The sequence below is a fragment of the Gluconobacter sp. genome (genome assembly GCF_047722525.1).
Lineage (GTDB): Bacteria > Pseudomonadota > Alphaproteobacteria > Acetobacterales > Acetobacteraceae > Gluconobacter.
On the sequence record NZ_JBDNYY010000006.1, the window covers coordinates 93,336 to 117,013 of the forward strand.

Genomic DNA, 23,678 nt, shown 5'->3' on the forward strand with positions numbered 1-23,678 from the left:
CTGGCTGATGGCTGGCGCCGTTCTGCTTTGTACTCCGGCCCTGACCTTTCTGCCAGCCCGGGCTGAACCCGCCGGAAAACCCCCGGTTCCCAGCCCCGCAGCCCCTTCGGCTGCCACGCCTGCCCAGCCCCCTCTTCCTGCGGGGACTGCAAAGGCCAAGACTCCTGCTCCTGCCTCCCGTCCACCGCACCGGACGCTCCATGATCGTCTCATGGACGCGGAAAAAGCGCTCGCCATGGCAGGCAATGAGAAGCAGGCCAACGAGATTTCCGAACGTGCGGAAGCGCTCCGCAGCCGCGCCCTGACCGGCAGCGTGCAGATGCTCATCAGCGATTCGCATGATGCGCTGGAGAAACATGATTTCCAGCGCGCGCAGGACGATCTCACCTCCGCCATCACTATCCAACCCGACCAGTTCATTCTGTATCGCCAGCGCGCCGCCATCCGGCTGGCCGCAGGAGACAGCAACGGGGCCATCGCCGATCTGGGTGTCGCGCTTCAGGCCGATCCCGGCGACCCGACCGCGTGGGGCATGCTCGCGGAGGCCGAACACGACCGGCATGAGCCGGATGCCGCCCTGCGGGCGTTCCGCCAGATGCTGCTGTTGAATCCGAAATCCCCCGATTCCGACAAACAGCTCAAGACACTCGAAAAGGCGCGGGACGGCCAGCAGGACTGAGTTTCCGGAAGGCATCCTTCCACCGCCCCCGTGGCAACCCCTTGTATTGCCGGGTGTTCATCCCCTGATTCCTTTTTTCAGGAGATTTTATATGACAAAGCAGTCCCCCGCCCATGCAACCGCCATCCCCCAGGCCGAAGCCAAGAAGAGCTGCTGTTCCAAGGTGAAAACCTGCTGCCAGAAGGCCACGCGGGCTCGTGAAATCGGTCTGGCCGGTATGACGGCCATGGCAACCTTCGGCCCCAAGCGTTTCCGCCCATATTTCCAGCAGATTCTGGCTGTCATTGCGGTTGTCACCGCCACGGTCGAGTTCTTCCGCAAACGCAAGGGCTGATTTTCCCGCCTTAAAGGAAGGAAATGGGGTCGATATCGATATCGACCTTTGCTCCGCCAGTGGGTTTGATATCCCCAAGCCACTGACGCAGGATCGGCTGCACGGCGATGCCCCGCATCGTCCGCAGCAGCAGCCGCCTGCGATGCCGTCCCCGCAGGACGGCGAGCGGCGCCGGAGCCGGTCCCAGAACCTGCACCCCTTCCCGCTCCGGCGCGGAAAGCGCGATCTCCCGCGCCAATGCGTCCGCGGCTTCCGCACTCGGGGCACTGACGATCAGGGCGGCCAGCCGTCCATACGGCGGCCAGAAAGACGGCCGTCTCTGCTCGGCTTCCTGTTCCATGAAGGTCTGGAAATCATTGGAAACCAGCGCCGTCATGACGGGATGCTCCCCGACATAGCTCTGAAGCAGCACGCGCCCGCGATGCTCGGCACGGCCAGCACGCCCCGCGACCTGATGCAGAAGCTGCACGGTCCGTTCCGCCGCCCGTAAATCTCCACCGCCCAGACCCAGATCGGCATCGACGACACCCACGAGCGTCAGCTTGGGGAAATGCCAGCCCTTGGCGACAATCTGCGTGCCGATGATGAGGTTGACCTCCCCGTCCGAAATCTTCCGGACCGCTTCCGCCGTTGCGGCCGGAGAGCCGAGCGTGTCAGACGACATCACCAGTAGTTTCGCGTCCGGGAACCGCAGCTTCGCCTCTTCCGTAATGCGCTCGATTCCCGGTCCAATGGGCACGAGCGAGTTCTCGGCGTGACATTCCGGACAGTCCTTCGGAATGCGCTCGGTATGGCCACAGTGATGGCAGGTCAGGATGCCGCGGGCCCGGTGTTCCACCAGCCAGGCCGAACAGTTCGGACACTGCATCCGGTGCCCGCACGCACGGCAGAGCGTCAGCGGCGCATAACCGCGCCGATTGAGGAACAGCATGGCCTGCTCCCCCTTCTCCAGCGTCTCGTCGATGGCCGTACAGAGCTTCGGAGACAGGAACAGGCCCCGCTCCGGCGGATCGGCCCGCATATCCACGAGTGAGACATCCGGCAGAGTGGCGCCCCCGTGTCGCGCAGTCAGGAGTTCATGCCGGTAGCGGCCGGTTTCCACATTCGCGAGTGTTTCGAGCGATGGCGTAGCGGAGACGAGAATGGCTGGCGCATCCGCCAGACGGGCGCGCACGACCGCCATGTCCCGGCCATGATACATGACGCCCTCTTCCTGCTTGAAGGCGCTTTCATGCTCCTCGTCCACCACAACGAGGCCCAGATCGGCAAACGGCAGGAACAGTGCCGAACGCGCGCCGACCACAACACGGGCACTGCCTTCCGCCACGGCGCGCCATGTCTCGCGCCGCCGCTTGGCCCCAAGATCGGAATGCCAGACAGCAGGTTCGGCTCCGAAGCGCCTGATGAAACGATCCGTCCACTGGGCGGAAAGCGCGATTTCCGGCAGCAGGACCAGAACCTGCCTTCCCTTGGCCAGACAGGTCGCCACGGCCTCGAAATAGACCTCCGTCTTGCCCGATCCGGTGACGCCTTCCAGTAGCGTGACCTGAAACCGCCCGGCCTCGACGGGTCCGCAGAGTTCCTGCGCGACTTCGGCCTGTTCCTCGGAAAGCTTCGGCGCGCCATGGCCCGGGTCCGGCGTCGCGAACGGGGCGGCCACGGCGATGACGGCCTCACGCAGCAGACCGGCCGTGGCGAGACCGCGAATGACGGCAGCACTTGCCCCGCTTCGGGAGCCCAGTTCGGCGGTCGTCATAGGTGTGGACGAGGCAAAATTGAGGACCGAACGACGGGCGGGCGTGATGCGCAGATCGCCTTCGCGCATCTCCGTCCGCACCCAGCCCAGAGCGGGTTTGGGCGCCTCCTTGAGGTGGATGCGCGTCGCCATGGCCAGCACCAGACCGGGCGGGGTGAGCGTATAGGCCGCAACCCAGTCGATGAAGCGACGCAGGCTCTGCGGGAGAGGCCGGACATCCAGCTTGCCAACCACGGGCCGCAACCGCGCAAGCGGGACTTCACGCCCGACCGGAAGGGCGAAATCGGCAGGGAGTGTGCGGTCCGTCTCCCAGACGCACCCCACGGTTTCGCGCCGGCCCAGCGGGACCGTAACGAGGTCTCCGGGCTCAAGGGACATGGGCGCGAGATAGTCGAGCGGCCCCGGAAACGGCAGCGGCACGAGCACCGAAACGCGCGTTCCGGTGGAAGGTGGCTTTCGCCGGGGATCAGGCTTGGATAGGCTGCTGGATGCCATGACCGTATCTAACCTCCCACGCTTCGAAATGCCATGACCGCATCCCTGATGGCGCTGGACGCCCTGCGGGACTGGACCGAATGGCTCACGCATGAAAAGCGCTCCAGCCCCCGCACGGTCGAGGCCTACCGGCACGACATCCTGCTGGCGCTGACGTTTTTCCAGCAGCATCTGGGCGGCGAAGTCACGCTTGCGCACTTAGGAAAACTCTCGCTCGCGGACCTGCGTGCCTGGCTGGCACATGAAACGGCCCGCAGCGAAAAACCGACACGCCGCGCCACCAGCGCCGACTCGCGGGCACGCTCGCGGGCGCGGCATGTTTCGGCATTGCGGTCGTTCTTCCGGTATCTGGCGCTGCGGCATGATCTCTCCAACCCGGCCCCGTCCCTGCTCGCCACGCCACGCATGAAAAAGCGCCTGCCGCGTCCCCTGGGACAGGAGGCCGCGCTGACAGCGGCAGAGGGTATTTCCGACGAAGCCGAGACCAGTCAGGCAGCTTTGCGGGACCGGGCACTGTTCACGCTGCTCTATGGCACCGGACTGCGGATCGGTGAGGCGCTTTCGCTCGATATCCGGGACCTGACGAATGCGGGGCAGAACATGCTTCGCGTGGTCGGCAAGGGCGGCAAGGAGCGGCTCGTCCCCCTGCTTCCGGCCGTGATCGAAGCACTGGAAAGCTGGAAAGCGGCCCATCCTTCTCCCGCACCTGACGCGCCGCTGTTCTGCGGGGTGCGAGGCGGCCGGCTCAATCCCGGCGTAGCCCAGCGCGCCATGCGGAACTGGCGCAAGGGCGAGGGCCTGCCCGATTCCGCGACACCTCATGCCCTGCGCCATTCCTTTGCGACACACCTGATGGAAGGCGGGGCCGACCTGCGGACCATTCAGGAACTCATGGGCCATGCCAGCCTGTCCACAACGCAGGCCTATACGCTGGCGGACGAGAAACATCTGCTGGATGTGTGGCGCAAGGCCCATCCGCGTTCGGGTCAGGGGTCATGAAACGCGCTTTGGCCGCCTTCCTGCTGCTGGGCCTGGCGCTCCATGCCACGCTGGCCCATGCGGCCCCGGTCTGCGAGATGACCCGCGCCGTGGTGCTGCCGCTTCGGGACGATGGCGGCTATCTGAGTGTTCCGGTCACGGTGAACGGGCAGGACGCCTCGATGATCGTGGATACAGGCTCCGAAGGCAGCCTCATGACACCGCAAGGGGTGGCCGCCCTGCATCTGCCCGCCGATCCCGAGCACCGCACGATGATGCAAGGTCCCAACGGCAGCCCGCGCCTCGTACCGAACATCCGGATCCAGGATCTCCGGCTGGGAACGCATCCGACGGACAGCCTCCCCCTCGGCGCGGGGACGATGGCAGTGGGAATACTGCCTGGCTCTCCGATGATCACGCCACCCGTTCGTGGCCTGCTGGGAGCGGACGTACTGGCGGATTACGATCTGGAGTTCGACGTTCCGCATCAGCGCCTGACGCTGTGGAAACTCCGTCTGGGTTCCCGCCTCTGCCATCAGCCGCCCGCCTGGAACGGACACTGGACGACCACCCCCGTCCAGCGTCAGTCCGGACGCCTGATGGTGGCCTTTACACTGGATGGCGTGAAGGGCACGGCCCTGCTGGACAGCGGCGCGCGCTCCCATATCGTCAGCACGGATTTCGCCCATCGCATCGGCCTGACCGACGAGCAACTCTCTCTGGACCCGGGTGGCCTGACGGCAGGCGTGGATCTGGGCGAGCGGCAGTATCACTGGCACCGTTTCGGACGGCTGGAACTGGGCGGCACTGTCTGGACACACCCGGTCCTGACCGTCGCCCCCGTCCATGATCAGGCGGACATGCTTCTGGGCTCGGACTGGTTCGCCCATCACGAAATCTGGCTGTCCTACGCTACGGAACAACTCTTCTTCCGGTAAATGCCGGGCATGAAAAAGGGAGCATGACCGTTTTTCGGGTGTTTCCGGCCAACCCGGCAGTGAAGCGGTGGCCGTGCAGAACCCTATCACATTCGAGCGATAATCCTGCCTGTATTCCGATGTCACGGTTCCCGGGAGCACCACCAACGTTGAGTGCACTGTACGACAACATTTCGTCGTGCCGGGCGACCCCGGTCACAAGGGATGGCCGCTGCCCGAACCTGGAGAAAAGCCATGTCTGACGAAAACAGAGGGGTCGTTTACCTCGGCCCCAATCATGTTGAAGTCCAGCGGATCGATGACCCCAGAATGGAAACACCCGACGGCCGGAAGATTGACCATGGCGTCATTCTCAAAGTCGTCTCCACCAATATCTGCGGCTCCGACCAGCATATGGTCCGTGGCCGCACGACCGCCCCATCGGGGTTGGTACTCGGCCATGAAATCACCGGCGAAGTCATCGAAACCGGATCGGATGTCGAGATGGTCCGCAAGGGCGATCTGGTCTCCGTTCCCTTCAACGTCGCCTGTGGACGATGCCGATGCTGCCGCGAGCAGCACACCGGTGTGTGTCTGACGGTCAATGCGAGCCGTGCGGGTGGCGCGTATGGCTATGTGGATATGGGCGGATGGATCGGCGGACAGGCCCGCTATGTCATGGTCCCTTATGCAGATTTCAACCTGCTGCGCTTCCCTGACAAAGCCCAGGCTCTTGAGCGCATCAGAGACCTCACGATGCTGACCGATATTCTCCCCACCGGCTTCCATGGTGCCATCAACGCCAAGGTAGGTGTGGGGTCGACGGTCTATATTGCGGGTGCTGGTCCTGTCGGCATGGCAGCAGCAGCATCGGCACGCATTCTCGGAGCCGCTGTCGTCATGATCGGCGATTTCAATCCTGAACGCCTCGCCCATGCCAAGGCAGTCGGGTTTGAACCCATCAACCTCCAGAACCACGACAGGCTCGGAGACCTCATCGAACAGGTCATCGGGACCCCGGAAGTTGACAGCTTCATTGATGCAGTCGGCTTTGAGGCCAAGGGGTATGACGGAAAGGAACAGCCAGCCGTCATTCTCAACCAGGCCATGGAAGTCACACGCCCGGCCGGAGCCATCGGTATTCCGGGCCTGTATGTAACGGAAGATCCGGGCGCTCATGAAGCTGCGGCGCAGAAAGGAAACCTGACACTTCGGCTGGGTCAGGGCTGGGCCAAAAGCCAGTCGTTCCACACCGGTCAGACCCCCGTCCTGCGTTATAACCGGCAACTGATGCAGGCCATCCTGCACGGACGTCTTCCCATCGCCGATATCGTCAACGCCACCGTCATTTCACTCGAAGACGCACCACGCGGCTACCACGATTTCGACAATGGTGCGCCGCGCAAATTCGTTCTCGATCCTCATGGGATGCTGAAAACCGCAGCCTGACTCACTCCGGTGTCATGTCATGGCGGCCTCATTCGCCAGACCATGACATGCCCGGCTCTTCGACGGAGACCAGTCCATGCCCACCGACACGTCCCTGCATTTCGTCACCCTGCTCGGAAGCCTGCGCAAAGCGTCCTTCAACGCGGCTGTTGCCCGTGCCTTGCCCGAACTTGCACCCGAAGGGATTTCCGTTACCCCGCTCGGATCGATCGGGGATTTTCCCCATTATAATGCCGATGTTCAGGATTCAGGTTTTCCGGCCCCCGTTCTGGCCATGGCGGAACAGATCCGGGCCGCAGACGGCGTCATTATCGTGACTCCAGAATATAATTATTCCATTCCCGGTTCACTGAAGAACGCAATTGACTGGCTCTCCCGCGTTTCACCCCAGCCATTGGCGAGAAAACCCGTCGCCATTCAGACGGCCTCCCCCGGCATGATCGGAGGCGCACGAGCCCAATATCATCTGCGGCAAAGTCTGGTCTTTCTGGACGCATACGTCCTGAACAGACCGGAAGTCATGATCGGACAGGTGGCAGGTAAAATTGATGCACAAGCTCTGACGCTTACAGATACATCGACCCGAACATTCATCACAAGTCAGATCGCAGCACTGGCCGCTCTGGCAAAAGAACTTGGAACCTGACGGAGAATTTTCGACAAGGCTGCCTGCAACTATGAAAACAATCCGCTCACCGCGCAAAGCAGACATGCCAGCAGGAAGCATAATTCCTCTAAAAAAGGCTCCTTCCCGAAGGAAGGAGCCTTTTTTGAAAAGCGAAGATCATTCGCCCTTGAGGCGTGAATTGCACTGCGACCAGTAGCCGCCGCCCTTCTGGATCCACTTCAGGGACCCGTTGCCGCCATTGGCCTTGTTGGCATTGTACTGGGCGACGCAGGTCTTCTGACGGGCGCGACCAGCCGAGAGCTTGCTGAACTCGGGAGAAATGGCAGTCGGGAAAACCACATTACCGGAAGAGGCAACAGCCGCCTTTGGCGCGATCGGGGCCTTTGTGCCGGCCGGAGAGGAGTCCGGCGCTGCGGCGCTGGCCGGAGCCGTTGCTGTGGTTGTCGGCGCGGCCGCGGCAGGGGTCGTGCTGGACGCAGCAGCCGGAGCGGCGGCCTTGGACGTATCACCACAACTTGCGGCCTTGAACGCCTTGTAGGACTGGCCGTTCAGGGAGCCGTTCTGCTTGGCTGTCTTGAACGCGGCATGGCATTCCTTGGCGGTCAGCGCATGGGCGGGGGCAACGCTCAGGCCGGCAGCCAGAAGCGCCGCGAGGGAGAGACCCGAAAAGGCTTTTGTAAACATCATGCAGAAAGAACCTTCATTCTGAAATCGGCGGGAGATAACAGCCCCCGCAGCTTGACCGCCGGATAAGCGCACTCAGTTGATGCGCTCACCGTGCAGAACCATATCGAGACCTTCAAGTTCTTCCTCCGGCGAGACCCGCAGGCCCATCACCAGATCCAGAACCTTCAGGATCACGGTTGTCATGATAACACACCAGACCACGGTCACACCCACGGCCTCGATCTGCGCAATGACCTGATGGACGCTGGCAACCGTCCCTTCGGGATTGGACGCCGAGGCGGACAGCGGGCCATAGGCAAACGCACCGGTGAGGATCGCGCCGATAATGCCGCCGGTTCCGTGAACGCCGAACGCATCAAGGCTGTCATCATAACCGAAGCGGTGCTTGAGCCAGGTCGCACTCCAGAAGCACACGGCCCCGGCAATGAAACCGATCACGACAGCCCCGCCCGGCAGCACGAAGCCGGCCGCAGGCGTGATGGCAACCAGACCGGCTACGGCACCCGAAATGATGCCCAGAGCCGTCGGCTTGCCCGTACGGGCCCATTCGACCACCATCCAGGCCACGCCACCCGCCGCCGCCGCAACCTGTGTCGTCAGCATGGCCATGCCCGCGCGGCCATTGGCGCCCAGCGCGGAACCCGCATTAAAGCCAAACCAGCCCACCCAGAGCAGCGATGCGCCAATAATGGCGTAGGTCAGATTGAACGGAGACAGGTCTTCAGTGCCAACCCCCTTACGGCGCCCCAGAATGATCGCGCAGACCAGACCGGCCACACCGGAATTGATGTGCACGACCGTCCCGCCTGCGAAATCCACTGCACCAAGCCCCGCGACCCAGCCGGTCGGGCTCCAGACCCAGTGGGCGACCGGGGCATAGACCAGCAGCAGCCACGCCACCGTGAAGAGGCACATGGAGGAGAACTTCATGCGCTCGGCATAGGCGCCCGTGATGAGGGCCGGAGTGATGACGGCGAACGTCATCTGGAACATCATGAAGACGCTCTCGGGGATCGTCATCCTGACAGCAGCGGACGTACCCGCACCGAGCGTGAAGGCGGAATCGACGCCGTCATGAAAGTTATCCGCAACACCCCGTAGCATCGCGCGCGACAGATCCCCGATCCAGGACGAACCGGTCGAGAACGCCAGGCTGTAACCCGCAACCATCCAGACCAGACTGCCGATGCAGCAGATCATGAAGGACTGGATCAGCGTCGCCAGCACGTTCTTCTTGCGGACCATGCCGCCATAGAACAGCGCCAGACCGGGAATGGTCATCATCAGCACGAAGGCCGTGCTGACGAGCATCCAGGCCGTATCACCCGTATCGATGGGAGCCGCGGCCGGGGCCGCATAGGCGAAAGCGGGGAGAACGACGGCACCGACTGCGATGGAAAGTGCGGAGCGCCTCAGCGCACAGACGGCCATCAGAGAGCGCCCTCGCCGGTTTCTCCCGTGCGGATGCGGATGAGCTGATCGAGGCTGGAGACCATGATCTTGCCATCACCAATCTTGCCGGTGCGGGCAGCGGTCATGATGGCCTCGATCACGTCCTCGGCGATCGTGTCGGAAACGGCGACCTCGATCTTGAGCTTGGGCAGGAAGCTGACGTGGTACTCGGCACCGCGGTAGATTTCGGTCTGGCCTTTCTGGCGGCCGAAACCCTTGACCTCGGTAACAGTCAGGCCCTGCACCCCAAGCGGGGTCAGGGCTTCGCGGACGTCATCAAGCTTGAACGGTTTGATGATGGCAGTAACGAGCTTCACGAACGGCATATCCTCGTTGCGGTCTGGGCATTTGCAGATCTGGCAATCTGCTTCGGAGTATGCCCCAGATCATGCCAGTCTCATAATGATATTGGCAGTCCGTTCATGCCGTTTTTGCTGGGACACCAGCGGAAAACGGGTGCTGTTGCAAAAACGCCTCTCCTTACGGACGTCCCGGCATCGCTCCGGGAGACGTCGGGACCGGCATGTCCGGGCCGCGATAGGGACCATCCTGCGGACGGTTGACCGGCGGTGAGACCAGATCGTCTGGCCAGGGGCTCTGGTCCGGCGCGCCGGAAACGATGGCAGTCCGACCACGCGGCAGACATTCCGGCATTTCCCGCCGCAGACGTCCGAGCAGACGTTCGCGGATATCGCAGCCCAGATTCCACATCCCGTTCGCATCGGCCGCCCCCGCGATCAGACGAATGGAAATGACCTGTGCGTTGCTGTCCGCGATCTGACAGCCGATGGAGGTCTTGTCCTGATCCCAGTCCGGACATTTGGCCAGTTCCTCGAAATACATCTCCCGCAGGCGCTCGACCGGCGTCTGGTAGTCCAGCCACAGGAACAGCGAGCAGATCAGCGACGGCGAACTGTGCGTCCAGTTCTGGAACGGATTTTCAAGGAAGTACGAAATCGGCACGATGTAACGGCGACGGTCCCAGGTCCGCAGGACGACATAGGTCGCGTTGATTTCCTCAACCCAGGCCCAGTCCCCGTTCAGGATCAGCATGTCCTCCATGCGGATCGGCTGGGTCACGGCGATCTGGATGCCGGCGATCAGGTTCGACAGAGCCGGCCGTGCGGACAGACCAACGATCAGGGAGGCCGCACCGGCGGACGCAAACAGCGAGACACCGAATTTCTGGACCGAATGGAACACCATCAACGAGGACGCGACCGTCAGCACGCCGAACGAAATCTCGATCAGGCGACGCAGGACGCGGATCTGCGTCTGATGGGAGCGCGCCGTGATGTCGTCTGCATTTTCCTTGCTGGTGATGCGGTTGAGGTACTGGTCCGTCAGCAGGCGGAACGTCTTGATGATGCCGAAGCCGAGATTGAGAATGAACAGGCAGAGGAAGGACTGTTCCAGAAAGGTCGTGGTCTGGGCCGTAAAACCGGTCGTGGCCTGAAGGGCGGCACTCGCGGCGATGATCATCAGGAAGTTGCGGATGGTCGTCCGCAGCCGCGCGATGATCGCATGAATGAACTGGATGCGGCGCAGGCCCGGCAGGCGCGGCAGGGCATCGGTGATGACCCGGCTGAACAGCAGCGCGATCCCTGCCGCGAGCAGCAGCAGCAGGATCGAGCCCAGCGGCGCGGGCAGCCAGTCCAGCAGATGTCCGACCCTGCTCATGGAAGCGACGTAGGAATGTTCAATCATATGGCCTGCGGTTCCCTTTCCCCTGCATATTCAGAGTCTGTCCCTTCCCCGCACGCTGTCAGGAGAGGAAAATGTGCGGCAGAGGCTCAGGCCTTTCTTCCGCGGACGGTCACGATGACGCAGGACAGAACATCACCGGGAATGAATTGTTCCCTTCTGCGCGCCCGTCATACGAAATTACCGGAAGAAAACTCTCTTCCTCAGGGTGACAGTAAAGCACAGCGATGACAGCCTGAGTGAAATTTTCCCGTCGGAGACGATTTCGAGACCATGATTGACTTCGAAAAACAGTCATCCCGCCATCTTTCTTTAACGCTATAGTTTTCAGCCTTCAGGAGCATTCATGGGCTATGACCTCAGTATTACCCGAGACCCCATCTGGACAGGGCGTCCGGGACGCAGCCTGACGCTGGAGGAGTGGTTTGACGTCATCCGGCGCGATGAAGAACTCTGTTTCGCCCCCTCGGGAGATCCCCGGAAGTACCCGTCCTGTGATGCCGAATGGCTTGCCCATCCCAAACCTGAAGAAGCACCGCATGGGACGTTTTTCTCGTGGAGCGGAGGCGACATTACCTGCAAGTATCCGGACGAATACCAGATGCTCAAAATGGTCCAGATCAGCCGCAAGCTGAACGCGATCGTCATAGGCGACAATGGCGAGCGCTATGAACTGGATGAAAACGGAAAGCTGGTCGTCCGCGATGACGGCGAGCCCCCACCGTCGCCAGGTCCGACAACCTACGGGATCGGCTTCAATCCCGGCGAGCGTTTCATTCAGGCCATCCAGACACCCAAAGCACCCGAAGGCCCCATGTTCTACCAGTGGTATCTGGGGCTGCTGACATCCGTGAATTCGATGCGATTCCGGGACGGGAAAACGGTCATGACCTTTCCTCTGACACCTGAACTCGTCCGGGAAGATCATACCTATCTGTTCCAGTACTGCCAGGAACATCCCAAGCGGACATTTCATCAGGCGGCACTGTCACTGATCGAACTGCGGCTGGCGCGCTGCGGTCCGTAGCACGCACCACCCCCTTCCGCTCAAACCGTCGCAGGAGTAGGACAGGGGCAGGAGATGAGCATGATGAAAAAAACCCATTACGACCTCTGCATCAACGGTGCCGGCCCTGTGGGCGCCACGCTGGCGTGTCGTCTGGCGGCAGAGGGCGTGCGCGTCCTGCTCATCGACCGCAGCCCCCTGCCCGGCATGGAAGATCCCGCCCTGGACGGCCGGGCCTACGCCATTGCGGAAGGCTCCCGCCGGATGCTGGCGGAAGCCGGAATCTGGGACAACCTGCCCAACGTGGCCCAGCCGATCCATGAGATCCTGGTGGCGGACGGGCGCCCCCATGAGGCCCCCTCCCCGCTCACGCTGCATTTTGGCCCCGAAGACGCACCGGAAGGCCAGAGTTTCGGCTGGATGGTCGAGGCGCGGGATCTGCGGCTGGCGATCAACCAGACGCTCAAACAGTATGACAGCCTCGATGTCCATGCCCCGGATCTGGGGACGTTCACGTTCCATCCGGATCATGTTTCCGTCCGTCTGGCATCCGGCAAAACCGTAACGGCCAAGCTGGCCGTGGCGGCGGAAGGACGTCGCTCTCCGCTGCGTCGTCAGGCACGGATCGGACTGACGAAGATTCCCTATAATGAATACGGCATCGTCGCGACGATCGCACATGAGAAGCCGCATCATGGCGTGGCTCTCGAACATTTCCTGCCGGAAGGTCCGTTCGCCCGCCTGCCCATGCCCGGCACGCCCGAGCATCCGCACCGCTCCGCCATTGTCTGGGCCGAAGGCGAAGGCCGCGCCCAGCGTTTTCATGCCCTGTCGGACGAAATCTTCGGACGCGAGATCAGGGCCCGCATGGCGGATGAGGATCTGGGCAAGATCACGCCCGTAGGACGCCGCTGGATCTATCCGCTCTCGGCCCAGTATGCCCAGAGCTATATCGGTCCGCGTCTGGCACTCGCCGGTGACGCCGCACACGGCATCCATCCGATCGCGGGTCAGGGCCTGAACATCGGCTTCCGGGACGTAATTTCGCTGGCGGACCTGCTGATCGAGGCCCACCGAACCCGTAAGGATATGGGCAGCCGTGAGCTTCTGGTCCGTTACCAGCGCTGCACGCGGCCGGGAAACATGGCCATGCTCGCCGCAACGGACGGGCTTGAGCGCCTGTTCGGCAACGACAACCCCGTCCTGCGCCGTCTGCGCGATATCGGCATCGCTGGCGTGCAGCGTTTCCCCGCCCTGCGCCGGGCCTTCGTACGAAAGGCCATGGGCATATGACAGCAGCAGCCGAAGAGACCTCCATCATGGACCGGACATCGGATCTCGCTGCCTTCTGGAAGGACATGCAGTCCCAGGCGTGCAGTTGCCACGACCCGCTGATCCAGGATGTCTTCTCCACCAATATCGGCGATCATCCGGACTTCCCGTCCGCACTGGCCTCCCTGCTGGGCACGAAACTCGCGGACCGCTCCATCCCGGCGACGACGATCACCCGTCTCGTCGCCTCAATCCTGAACGCCGATCCCGATATCGCCGAAGCAGCGGCGGCGGACATTCTGGCGACCTATGACCGCGACCCCGCCTGCCCGGACCTCGTCACGCCCTTCCTGTTCTTCAAGGGATGGCAGGCGCTTCAGGCCTACCGGATCTCGCATCATCTCTGGACGCAGGGGCGCCAGCATCTGGCCCATCATTTCCAGAGCCGGATCAACGAACTGTTCGCCATCGACATCCATCCCGCAGCCCGGCTCGGGCGGCGCCTGAGCATCGATCACGGGAGCGGAATCGTCATCGGCGAGACCAGCATCGTCGAGGACGATGTCTCACTGTTCCAGGAAGTCACACTGGGCGGGACCGGCAAGCTGACCGGGAACCGTCACCCCATCGTGCGCCGTGGCGCCATGATCGGCTCGGGGGCAAAGATCTTGGGTCGTCTCATTATCGGGGAATACGCCCGGATCGGGGCAGCCTCGGTGGTGCTGGAAGATATTCCCGCCCATTCCACCGCTGTGGGAAATCCGGCCAGGATCGTCGGTACGACACCCCGCCCGGCCTGACGCCGGAATATTTTCCGGCAAACCCTTATCAACCGGGGATCGGGACATTGCCCGCTCCCCGGCCTGCTCCGGACCTTACTGGTTCGAGAACCTGAACGTCGTCGTGTAGTCAAACGTCTGTCCCGGCTTGAGTTCCGTCGTCGGGAAGGACGGATGGTTCGGGCTGTCGGGATAGTGCTCGGCCTCGAACGCGATCGCATCTCCCTGACGGTAGGCATGACCGGACACCCCGGCATAACCACCATCCAGCGAGTTGGACGTATAGACCTGCAGCCCCGGCTGGTTCGTCAGGATCTCCATGCTGCGGCCCGAACGCGGATCATAGACCTTGCCCGCCAGACGCGGTGCCTGCCCGTAAGGCCCGTTGACGACCCAGTTCATGTCATAGCCGCGCGCATACATCATCTGCGGGTCGTTGCTGCGCAGACGGTCCCCGATGACAGTCGGCTTGCTGAAATCGAGCGGGGTCCCCGCAACAGGCGCGATCTGGCCCGTTGGGATGGACGTGCTGTCCGTCGGCGTGAAGCCATCGGCATTGATTTGGAGGACTTCCGGCTCGATGGAGCCCGAGCCCTCACCGTTCAGGTTCCAGTAGCTGTGGTTCGTCAGGTTCAGAACCGTCGGCGCATCGGTCGTGGCGACATAATGCAGCGACAGGGCGTTGTCGGTGCCGAGCGTGTAGGTCACATGCGTCGTCAGCCTGCCGGGAAAGCCCTGATCGCCGTCCGGGCTGACGAGTTTGAGCGTCAGATAGGCGCCCTTCGCATTGGTGCCGGTCTTTTCGATGGTCCAGACGTTCTTGTCGAAACCTTTTTTGCCCCCGTGCAGCGCGTTCGGCGGAGCCGTCACGTCCGTATGGTAGATCTTGCCTTCAACGGGAAAGCTGCCGCCGGCGAGACGGTTGGCATAACGACCGATGATAGCGCCGAAGAACAGGCCACCCTTCGCACTGTCGACCGTATAACCCTTCAGGTTGTCGAAGCCGAGCACGATGTCCTGCGGATGGCCGGCGCGGTCCGGCGTCTCGACCGACTGGATGATGCCGCCATAGGTGATGACGCGGGCCGTCGTGCCAAGGCCGTTTTTGAGGGTTACGATCCGGACGGACTTGCCATCGGGCGTGCTGCCCCAGGGCTGACTTGCAACGGTGGGATGCGCCTGCGCCACACCGGCGCTTGCGGAGAGTACCGCGACAGTCGCGAGAAGGGCACTTCTGGAACCGAAGAATCTGGTCATTGAAAACCTCCCGGGTGTTGAGTTGAGGTCACAGTGGTCTCAAAAACCCTGAGGGGTCAAAGCCCGAAAAGTGGCGGAAGAGCATCTGGATCGTTAAAGCAGATCTCCTCTTCAAACGGCCAGCATTTGCAGACATACAGGGATGCAGGCTAACGGAGGATACGTTATGACTACGCCCCTCCGCAGTTTTCCGCGACGGATGGCGTGTGGCCCATGGGGGTTCATGGAGTCCTGCAGGGAACGGATTATGAAAATTTCCGTTTTCCTGTGACTTCTTCGTGAGCACGGGGCCGGGATGGGCATTTTGGGGATGGTTATGGACTTTCGGCAGGACGCAAACGATATCCGCAAGACGCGCTCGCGTCGTGTGTCACGGCACAGCAGGGCTCTCGCAGGTGCCCTTGCCCTGCTGACGCTCGGCGCCTGCGGCTCACTGCGGAACCCGCCTCCGAAGGATCCGGACGACCTCGCGGACTACAAGGCCGCCAACGATCCCTACGAGCCCGCCAACCGCAAGATGTACAACCTTCAGATGTGGGCCTATCACAAGGTCCTGCGCCCGGTTGGCAAGGCCTGGATCTGGGCCGTCCCGAAGCCTGTGCGTCATTCCATTGCAAACGTGAATGAAACCTGGCGCGAGCCTTCGGTGTTCTTCTCCGATGTCGGCGCGGGCAAGCCGCGCCGCGCCGGAGACGCCTTCATGCGCTTTGCAATCAACATGAGTGCCGGCGTGGCCGGTTTCTTCGATGTGGCGAGCCTTGTCGGCTACAAGCAGCATGAAACCGATCCGGGCCTGACGCTGGGAACCTGGGGCGTGGCAGGCGGCCCGTACCTGTTCGTGCCGTTCGTCGGACCGACCAACATCCGTGACGGCATCGGCTACGGCATCAGTCAGGGCCTGACGCCGATCAACTATGTGCCCCGCGGCTATGATCTGCTAACGTTCAACTGGGCTTACAACGTGGCCGGGACCATGGAAGGCTATGCCAGCTCCATCGACCAGATCGACCATCTCGAACAGGACAGTCTGGACCCGTACTCCTACATCCGGAGCGCGTGGCAGCAGAACCGTCAGAGCCAGATCGACACCATCAAGGGCGATGATCGCGCAACCACTCCTGACTGGTACAACTGAGGAGAACGACATGTTCAACGTATTTTCGCGCCGCACTGTTCTGGGTGCCGTCGTCTCCCTCGCCGTTGCAACGGGGGCAGCTCACGCCAGCACGGCGACGGATTTCGTGAACTCCTTCGGAGGCCGTCTGGCCGCCGTCGTCAACTCGGGCAAGTCGCTGGACGAAAAGAAGAAAGAGGTTCTCCCGCTGCTGAAGGAGAACGTCGATATCACCGGCATCGGCCGCTACTGCCTCGGCAAGTACTGGCGGACCGCAACCCCGACCCAGCGTGACAAGTACATCTCCCTGTTCGATCAGGTTCTGGTCAACACCATCACGGACCAGATCGGCAACTATCAGGGCGTGAGCTTCCGCGTCACGACGACCACCACGACGCCTGAAGGCGAGCGGGTCAACGCGCTGATCGACCGCCCGGGCCAGCCGGAAGTCAACATGCAGCTCATCATCGGCGGCAATCCGCCCAAAGTCGTGGACATGTATGGCGAAGGTGCCAGCCTCCGCATGAACCAGCGCGGCGATTACAGCTCCTACCTTGCCCGTCATAACGGCGACGTCGATGCGCTGAACGCTGCCCTCGAGCGCCAGCTCAGCCACCACCAGTAAAGCTCTGCCCCCGCGGCTGTGATGTCTGCAACGGACGGCTTTCTCCCCCGAAGGCCGTCCGTTCTGGTATCCAGTGGTCATGGATAAGACCGGATGACAGGCCTGAGCTTTCCAGAAGTCATCAAGACCTTCCGGACACGGTTTTTCCCCGATCCCATCCTTCAGAACATCGTTCTGGCCACCTTCAGCCTTGCCTGCCTGATATTTTTTGGATGGGCCTGCTGGAAAGGCCTGTGGTTTCTCTCCTTCTGCGACGAGGCCGACCATCTGCTGGGCGGCCGGATACTGAACGAGGGCGGCAGGCTGTACGTGTCCTATGTGGACTCGCACGGGCCGCTCATCTTCATGCTGGCGCAGCTCTATGGCGCCCTTTTCGGGTGGCACTTCCCGCAGGGCGCACGGCTGCTTCTGCCCGTGCTGGCCCTCATGGCGGCCGCTTCCATCACCGTCACACCCGCCCTGTCCGACCGCCGTCACCGCCTTCTCGCCAGCACCATCTTTATCGGAGGGCTGGCGTCCTACTGGCTGATGGACGCTTTTTACATGGTCAGCTTCTATGCGGTCGCCGGTTTTCTGACTGTCGGATTACTGGCCCTGTTCGTGGTCCCGGCATGGTCTGGCAGCACACCTGCACTTCTGCCTTCAGCGCTTGCAGGCGTCTGTCTGGTCCTGATTCTGGCCTGTGCCTATGCCTATGGTCCCGGCGTGCTCCTGATCGTGATGTCCGCTGTCTGGCTTCTGGTCCGACAGGGCGCCTACAGCGCACTCCGCGCCTTTGCAGGAGGCGCACTGTTCGCCGTGCTGCTGCTTGGACTGTGGTTCCTGCGGTTCGCGGATCTTGGAAGTTTCGTCGTCTTCCATATCCTCTTCAACCAGATCGCCTATGCCCCGTTCATCCATTTCGGTCCAAGAACCTTTCTGCACTCCCTCCTGCCCTCGTTCCGGGGAGAAGCGTTCTACCCCACGCTAGCACATCTCCTGCTCGCGGGATCACTCACCCTGATGCTCTACCGGAGGCCGACCAAGAATCAGATCGCCATTCTGGCCGGGTTTGCGGGCATCATCCTCCTCAACGCCCGTGCCGCGGTGGGCTTCAAGGACGGGCAGACCCTGATCATGGCCCTTGCCCTCTCAGGTCTGGCCCTCACCGGGTTTGCGGAACAGTGCCGGAAGAGTGGGGCGCCTGTCTTCGGGATCACCCTATCCTGCTCCGTCCTTCTGGTCCTGGCTTTCTGGGGAAGCAGTCACCTGCCCACCAATACGCCTTTCGGCTGGACCTATCGCGACACTACCCACAGACCGCCCTATACGCTCTATCAGCCCATCAATGACGCTGTCAGCCGCAAGGTCAGAGCCCTTGTCCCCCCAGGACAGCCCATTCTGATGCTGCCTTACATGCCGGAGTTCTACTGGATGGCCGACCGTCAGCCCCCTTACGGCTATTACGAGTATCTTCCTTGGGACTGGGTCTATGCCCGGCATTCCATCCCCGGCTATCCGCACGACCTGTGCCAGAGCCTGCTGACAGATCCACCACCGCTGATCGTCTATACACCGGAGACTGATCCCGCATCCCTGACCGTCCGGCCATTTTTTGCGTGTATCAGGGAAAAACTTGCGACCCTTTACATACCGGTCGAGGGATTTCCCTCCCTGCATGTCCTGCGGCCCCGATAGGCCGCGCCCGCGTCAGTCAGACGTGATTTCGTACAGAAACATCGTGTCGCCATCACGATCAAAGGTCGCGGTCTGGCGCAGTCCCAGACTGCCCAGAACCGTGCGGGAGGCGAGATTGTCTTCCCGCGTGACGGCGACGATCCGTTTCTCGCCACAGTCCAGCACATAGCGCAGCGCGGCCGCGGCGGCTTCCCGGGCGATGCCGCGACCGGCTGCCCAGGGAAAAATGGAAAAGCGCAACCCGAGGCCGCGCCCGTCGGGGCGCTCGTGAACGCCGGTAATGCCGACGAAACGGCCGTTCTCGCGGATCGAAAAGATGCCGACGCCCCGTCTAGCCCAGAAACTGACGTCCTCCGCCATTTCCTGCTCGGTTACGGTGCGGTTGCGGACACCGCCCAGCATCCGCGCGAACGCACCCGCATCCCCCTTGAGCGCCACCATGTCTTCAAGATCCGGCCAGTTGACCGGAGTCAGGACAAGCCGGGCGGTACGGATTTCACGCCCCAGCACGCAGCTCCCCCCAGCTTTCAGCACAGACCTTCAACGAACGGGAATCCCCCGTCCGCTGAAGGGAAAACGCCGGATCAGCGGGCCAGCGGACGATACTTGATGCGGCCGGGCTCGGTCGCATCCGGGCCCAGACGGCGGCGTTTGTCGGCTTCGTAGTCCTGGAAGTTGCCCTCGAACCACTCGACATGGCTGTCACCCTCGAAAGCAAGGATATGCGTAGCCAGACGGTCAAGGAACCAGCGGTCATGGGTGATGATTACGGCGCAGCCCGCGAACTCCGCCAGGGCATCTTCGAGCGCACGCAGCGTATCAACGTCAAGATCGTTGGTCGGCTCATCGAGCAGAATGACGTTGCTGTCCTGCTTGAGCATCTTGGCCAGATGGACGCGGTTACGCTCACCACCGGACAGGACGCCCACGCGCTTCTGCTGGTCGGAACCCTTGAAGTTGAACGCACCCACATAGGCGCGGGACGGAACCGTGCGCTTGCCGAGCTGGATGACGTCCGTACCGCCGGAAATCTCTTCCCAGACCGTCTTGTTGTCATCGAGCGTGTTGCGGGACTGGTCCACGTAACCCAGCTTCACCGTCTCGCCGATCTTGAGCGATCCGCTGTCGGGCTTGTCGTCGCCGGTGATCATCTTGAACAGCGTGGACTTGCCCGCGCCATTCGGCCCGATCACACCCACGATGCCGCCCGGCGGCAGCTTGAAGCTCAGATTGTCGATCAGCAGACGGTCGCCAAAGCCCTTGGTGAGATTCTCGGCCTCGATGACCGTGCCACCCAGACGCGGGCCCGGCGTGATGACGATATCCGCCGTACCACCCGCACGCTCGGCATTGGCAGCCAGCATTTCCTCGTACTTCGTGATACGGGCCTTGCTCTTGGCCTGACGCGCCTTGGGCGAGCTGGAAATCCACTCCTGCTCGGCCGCGAGGGCACGCTGGCGGGAGCTTTCTTCCTTCTCTTCCTGAGCCAGACGCTTGCGCTTCTGGGTCAGCCAGGACGAGTAGTTGCCTTCGAACGGATAACCGCGGCCACGCTCGATTTCGAGGATCCAGTTGGTGACGTTGTCGAGGAAGTAACGGTCATGGGTGATGACCATGACGGTACCCTGATAGTCACGCAGCGTCTTTTCGAGCCAGCTTACGCTCTCGGCGTCGAGATGGTTGGTCGGCTCATCAAGCAGCAGGATGTCGGGCTTTTCGAGCAGCAGGCGGCACAGGGCCACGCGGCGCTTCTCACCACCGGACAGGTTCGTCACCGGGCTGTCGGCGGACGGGCAGCGCAGGGCGTCGAGCGCGATCTCGAGCTTGCGATCCAGCTCCCAGCCGTCACCGGCGTCGATCTTTTCCTGAAGATCGGCCTGCTCGGCCAGAAGGGCCGTCATCTCGTCATCGGACATCGGCTCCGCGAACTTCATCGAGATCTCGTTGAAGCGGTCCACGGCCTTCTTCAGCTCACCGAAACCCTGGGCGACGTTCTCGCCAACCGTCAGGCTCTCATCGAGCTTCGGCTCCTGTTCGAGATAGCCGATGCGCGCGCCTTCAGCGGCCCAGGCTTCACCGCCATATTCCTTCTCGATGCCCGCCATGATCTTGAGCAGCGTGGATTTACCCGCGCCGTTCACACCAAGGACACCGATCTTCACACCGGGCAGGAAGGACAGGGTGATGCCCTTGAAGACTTCACGCCCACCCGGATAGGACTTGGTGAGGTCCTTCATGACATAGACGTACTGGTAGGCGGCCATGGGAGGTCTCCTCAATCGGCGGGTGGGCGGGGAAGAAGCGGAACCTCTGTCCCGCATGAATCAGGTCGGCACACCGTGCGCCCGGAGGGACTCGAACCCCCAACCAAGCCGTTATGAGCGGCCGGCTCTAACCAATTGAGCTACAGGCGCGCGGGTGCAGTCCGAAATCGCCCAACTCGGGTCTTTTTGCAAGGGCCGACATGGTGGAACATGTCTTTTTAAGTTAGTGTGTCACGCCTTCCCGTTCCTGAAAGGCCGTTCAGGCGACCTTTGCTGCCGTTGCGAGATGGCGCCAGTGGTCCGTATTGCCCGAAGGAATGTCTGATGCCTGCACATACCGCAAAACTGAACAGCGGTACCCATCTGACATGATACAGGCCGGGCCGGTCGCGCTCATCCGCAAACTGCGATGGCTCTATGCCCCCGATCCGGTCATGGCCGGATATGCCCTCCGTACGACCTGCACCTCCCTCCTCGCCCTCGGCATCGCCCTGTGGATGGAACTCGGCAGTCCGCAATGGGCCGCGCTGACCGTCTGGATGGTCGCGCAGGGCACGCGCGGACGCAGTCTTGCGAAAGCCAAGTGGCATCTGTTCGGCATGGTGGTCGGCGTCATCAGCGGCATTACGCTGGTCGCGGCCTTCCCGCAGGCGCCACTGATGTTCATCCTCCTGCTGGCGGTCGGGATCGGCACGTTCTGCATGATCGGCACGTTCATGCCCGGCCCCGCGTCCATGACGAACTACCGCATCCACGGCATGCGGGCCTCAGGCTTCACCTACGCCATCGTGTCGCTCGACGGCATTGCCGACCCGCACCACATCTTCGCCATCGCGATGTCGCGCGCCACCTACATCCTGCTCGGCATCGTGCTCGAAGCCTCGATTTCCGGACTGTTCCAGCTCGGCCTGACAAAACGGACGCGCCATCAGCTCACCAGCACATTCGAAGACACCCTCAAACCGGCCCTGACCGCCATCGCCGGCATTCTGGCGGGCCGGGCAGAAGCGTTACAGAACGTACAGGCCATCTTCACCCAGATCACGACGCTCGGCGATCAGGTGGAGTTCGCGGAAGTCGAACTCGGCCGCCGCGACCATGCCGGAGACCATGCCCGCGCAGCTTTGGCAGACATCGCCGTGCTGCTCGCACGCGCGCTCGATCTTGCGACCCTCATGCGCCTGCCTCTCAGTCAGGACGACATGTTTCACCGCGAGGCCGAGGCCATTCGCAATGTCTTCCTGACCCTTCCGGCCCGGCTGGAAAGTACGGAGAGCATGACCTCCATCCTGTCGGACCTCCTGACCATGCGCCGTCAGTGCCGCCGCAAGGTAGTCTCCGACTTCAGCACGGCCCAGCCCGACGATACGGCCCGGGAGGCCGTTCTGCGGCACGGCATGCTCCAGCAGGCGCTGGTCGAACTGATCGATGCACTCCGCATGGCCCTGACCCAGTTCGAGGCGAGCCGCCATCCGCAACCCCATGACCACTTCCATTCCCCGATCCGCTCCTACCGCGACTGGCAGCAGGCCATCACCAACAGCCTGCGCTCTTCCGTCACGGTCTTCGGCGCCGGGCTGATCTGGATCTGCACCGCGTGGCCCAGCGGACTGACCTTCATCATGTTCGTCTGCATCGTGTGCAGCCTGTTCTCCACGCTTGAGCGCCCGGCACTGGCCACACAGGCCTTCCTGCGCGGCGCGTGCTGTGCCGTCGTGGCGGCAGGCGTGCTCAATCTGGCGCTGATGGGCAAATCGACGACGTTCGAGATGCTGGGCATGTGGTCCGGTCTGGCGATGATGATCGGCGGCCTGGCCTTCGCCTATCCACCCCTGACCCTCCCGGCCGTCTCCTACAACCTGTTCCTGCCCATCCTCATCGGCCCGTCCAATCAGGCGAAAACCGACGAAATCGTCTATTTCAACACGGCCCTGCCGCTGGTGCTGGGCCTGCTCTACGCATCATGGATGTACCGGGTTTTCCTCCCTTACGATCCCGCCCATCAGCGCTGGACCATGCGCGAGAACATCCTGCGGGACCTGCACCGCATCGCGGACGGTCGCGCGCAGGAAACAGTGGACAGCGTGGTGTCACGCAACGTGGACCGCTTCGTGCGGCTGATGACCAATTCGGGCTCGACACCATCGCCGGTGATTCAAGCCTATCTGACAGGCATCCTGTCGGGCATGCGCGTCATGCTCAACCTTCTGCGGCTTCAGGCCATCCGGCGTGACACCCGACTGAGCGACGATGCCAGACAGGCCCTGTCCCTCGTCATGGGGCGCATGAGCCATTTCAGCGGGCGCTATCATGGCCATTACGGCCGTACCCTGCGGGCAACGAAACTCGCGATTCTCCGCCTGCGGACCTGCGAACGCGACGAAGCCCATCCCCGTGAACGCTTCGTCCTGATCGCGGCCCTGACCAGTCTGGATGTCATCGCCACGGAACTGGACACGAACCGCATTTTCTTCGACGCCAGAAGTCCGTATTTCGACCCGTCGCTCGGGTCTGCCGAACTGGAATCCACAGGCTGATCCGAAGCTGACACAATGTTCACGAACCGATCACGAAGAAATGTTCTGCAACAGACTTCCCTTTTTCG

Annotated in this window: 21 protein-coding genes and 1 tRNA gene; 13 read left to right on the forward strand and 9 right to left on the reverse strand. The window is 62.3% G+C overall.

All coding sequences use genetic code 11. The annotated features are described in order from the left end of the window. The first annotated feature begins 7 nt into the window (after positions 1–7). Together ABF859_RS07545 and ABF859_RS07550 are read left to right on the forward strand one after the other, a co-directional pair. The gene (locus ABF859_RS07545; RefSeq protein WP_415527163.1) at positions 8–679 is read left to right on the forward strand and encodes a tetratricopeptide repeat protein; all 672 of its coding nucleotides are present in this window, start codon (positions 8–10) and stop codon (positions 677–679) included. Between the two features lie 91 nt (positions 680–770). Continuing rightward, the gene (locus ABF859_RS07550; protein WP_415527164.1) at positions 771–1,013 is read left to right on the forward strand and encodes a hypothetical protein; all 243 of its coding nucleotides are present in this window, start codon (positions 771–773) and stop codon (positions 1,011–1,013) included. Between the two features lie 10 nt (positions 1,014–1,023). On the opposite strand, the gene ABF859_RS07555 is transcribed toward ABF859_RS07550, so the two are convergent. After that, positions 1,024–3,264 carry a primosomal protein N' gene (locus ABF859_RS07555; RefSeq protein ID WP_415527165.1) on the reverse strand — a complete coding sequence of 747 codons (2,241 nt, stop codon included), beginning with the start codon at positions 3,262–3,264 and terminating at the stop codon, positions 1,024–1,026. A gap of 45 nt (positions 3,265–3,309) precedes the next feature. Here ABF859_RS07555 and ABF859_RS07560 point away from each other — a divergent pair, with 45 nt between their 5' ends. The 4 genes from ABF859_RS07560 to ABF859_RS07575 all read left to right on the forward strand — a co-directional run bounded on the left by ABF859_RS07560 (position 3,310) and on the right by ABF859_RS07575 (position 7,254). Then, positions 3,310–4,263, forward strand: coding sequence for a tyrosine recombinase XerC (locus ABF859_RS07560; protein WP_415527281.1), 954 nt, complete (start codon positions 3,310–3,312; stop codon positions 4,261–4,263). Further along, positions 4,260–5,180, forward strand: a complete 921-nt coding sequence (locus ABF859_RS07565) for a retroviral-like aspartic protease family protein (protein WP_415527166.1) — start codon at positions 4,260–4,262, stop codon at positions 5,178–5,180. The genes ABF859_RS07560 and ABF859_RS07565 overlap by 4 nt, the downstream gene beginning before the upstream one ends. 234 nt (positions 5,181–5,414) lie before the next feature. Beyond that, positions 5,415–6,608, forward strand: coding sequence for a formaldehyde dehydrogenase, glutathione-independent (gene fdhA / locus ABF859_RS07570; RefSeq protein ID WP_415527167.1), 1,194 nt, complete (start codon positions 5,415–5,417; stop codon positions 6,606–6,608). A 76-nt stretch (positions 6,609–6,684) separates the two neighbouring features. Beyond that, positions 6,685–7,254, forward strand: coding sequence for an NADPH-dependent FMN reductase (locus tag ABF859_RS07575; protein ID WP_415527168.1), 570 nt, complete (start codon positions 6,685–6,687; stop codon positions 7,252–7,254). Between the two features lie 138 nt (positions 7,255–7,392). Here ABF859_RS07575 and ABF859_RS07580 read toward each other — a convergent pair whose 3' ends face one another. From ABF859_RS07580 to ABF859_RS07595, 4 genes are all read right to left on the reverse strand, one after another. Beyond that, positions 7,393–7,923: a hypothetical protein gene (locus ABF859_RS07580; RefSeq protein ID WP_415527169.1), complete on the reverse strand. Its 531-nt coding sequence runs from the start codon at positions 7,921–7,923 to the stop codon at positions 7,393–7,395. A 72-nt stretch (positions 7,924–7,995) separates the two neighbouring features. Further along, positions 7,996–9,354 (reverse strand): ammonium transporter, encoded by a 1,359-nt coding sequence (locus tag ABF859_RS07585; RefSeq protein ID WP_415527170.1) that lies wholly within the window; start codon positions 9,352–9,354, stop codon positions 7,996–7,998. Continuing rightward, positions 9,354–9,692, reverse strand: a complete 339-nt coding sequence (locus ABF859_RS07590; protein ID WP_024716650.1) for a P-II family nitrogen regulator — start codon at positions 9,690–9,692, stop codon at positions 9,354–9,356. Before ABF859_RS07590 ends, ABF859_RS07585 begins: the two co-directional genes overlap by 1 nt. 163 nt (positions 9,693–9,855) lie before the next feature. Continuing rightward, positions 9,856–11,082 (reverse strand): mechanosensitive ion channel family protein, encoded by a 1,227-nt coding sequence (locus ABF859_RS07595; protein WP_415527171.1) that lies wholly within the window; start codon positions 11,080–11,082, stop codon positions 9,856–9,858. Between the two features lie 343 nt (positions 11,083–11,425). On the opposite strand from ABF859_RS07595, the gene ABF859_RS07600 reads away from it, so the two are divergent. Genes ABF859_RS07600 through cysE form a run of 3 tightly spaced genes read left to right on the forward strand, consistent with a single transcriptional unit; the run spans position 11,426 to position 14,157 of the window. Beyond that, positions 11,426–12,106: a hypothetical protein gene (locus ABF859_RS07600; RefSeq protein WP_415527172.1), complete on the forward strand. Its 681-nt coding sequence runs from the start codon at positions 11,426–11,428 to the stop codon at positions 12,104–12,106. 54 nt (positions 12,107–12,160) lie between these two features. Beyond that, positions 12,161–13,378 carry a UbiH/UbiF/VisC/COQ6 family ubiquinone biosynthesis hydroxylase gene (locus ABF859_RS07605; protein ID WP_415527173.1) on the forward strand — a complete coding sequence of 406 codons (1,218 nt, stop codon included), beginning with the start codon at positions 12,161–12,163 and terminating at the stop codon, positions 13,376–13,378. After that, complete coding sequence (gene cysE, locus ABF859_RS07610) at positions 13,375–14,157, forward strand: serine O-acetyltransferase (RefSeq protein ID WP_415527174.1); 783 nt, start codon at positions 13,375–13,377, stop codon at positions 14,155–14,157. The genes ABF859_RS07605 and cysE overlap by 4 nt, the downstream gene beginning before the upstream one ends. 75 nt (positions 14,158–14,232) lie before the next feature. On the opposite strand, the gene ABF859_RS07615 is transcribed toward cysE, so the two are convergent. Beyond that, entirely contained in the window at positions 14,233–15,393 is a 1,161-nt protein-coding gene (locus tag ABF859_RS07615) for an aldose epimerase family protein (RefSeq protein WP_415527175.1), read from the reverse strand. A 316-nt stretch (positions 15,394–15,709) separates the two neighbouring features. Between ABF859_RS07615 and ABF859_RS07620 the strand changes: the two genes are divergently transcribed. From ABF859_RS07620 to ABF859_RS07630, 3 genes are all read left to right on the forward strand, one after another. Then, positions 15,710–16,528: a VacJ family lipoprotein gene (locus tag ABF859_RS07620; RefSeq protein WP_415527176.1), complete on the forward strand. Its 819-nt coding sequence runs from the start codon at positions 15,710–15,712 to the stop codon at positions 16,526–16,528. Positions 16,529–16,538: 10 nt separating this feature from the next. Next, positions 16,539–17,132, forward strand: coding sequence for an MlaC/ttg2D family ABC transporter substrate-binding protein (locus ABF859_RS07625; RefSeq protein WP_415527177.1), 594 nt, complete (start codon positions 16,539–16,541; stop codon positions 17,130–17,132). 93 nt (positions 17,133–17,225) lie between these two features. Next, on the forward strand, positions 17,226–18,809 hold the full coding sequence (locus ABF859_RS07630) for a hypothetical protein (protein WP_415527178.1): 1,584 nt from the start codon (positions 17,226–17,228) through the stop codon (positions 18,807–18,809). A gap of 12 nt (positions 18,810–18,821) precedes the next feature. Here the strand turns inward: ABF859_RS07630 and ABF859_RS07635 are convergent, their stop codons facing one another. The 3 genes from ABF859_RS07635 to ABF859_RS07645 all read right to left on the reverse strand — a co-directional run bounded on the left by ABF859_RS07635 (position 18,822) and on the right by ABF859_RS07645 (position 21,223). Further along, on the reverse strand, positions 18,822–19,319 hold the full coding sequence (locus ABF859_RS07635) for a GNAT family N-acetyltransferase (protein ID WP_415527179.1): 498 nt from the start codon (positions 19,317–19,319) through the stop codon (positions 18,822–18,824). A gap of 74 nt (positions 19,320–19,393) precedes the next feature. After that, positions 19,394–21,073 (reverse strand): energy-dependent translational throttle protein EttA, encoded by a 1,680-nt coding sequence (gene ettA / locus ABF859_RS07640; protein WP_415527180.1) that lies wholly within the window; start codon positions 21,071–21,073, stop codon positions 19,394–19,396. Positions 21,074–21,149: 76 nt separating this feature from the next. Beyond that, positions 21,150–21,223, reverse strand: a tRNA-Ile gene (locus tag ABF859_RS07645). 218 nt (positions 21,224–21,441) lie between these two features. Here ABF859_RS07645 and ABF859_RS07650 point away from each other — a divergent pair. Next, complete coding sequence (locus ABF859_RS07650) at positions 21,442–23,610, forward strand: FUSC family protein (protein ID WP_415527181.1); 2,169 nt, start codon at positions 21,442–21,444, stop codon at positions 23,608–23,610. Positions 23,611–23,678: the final 68 nt, after the last annotated feature.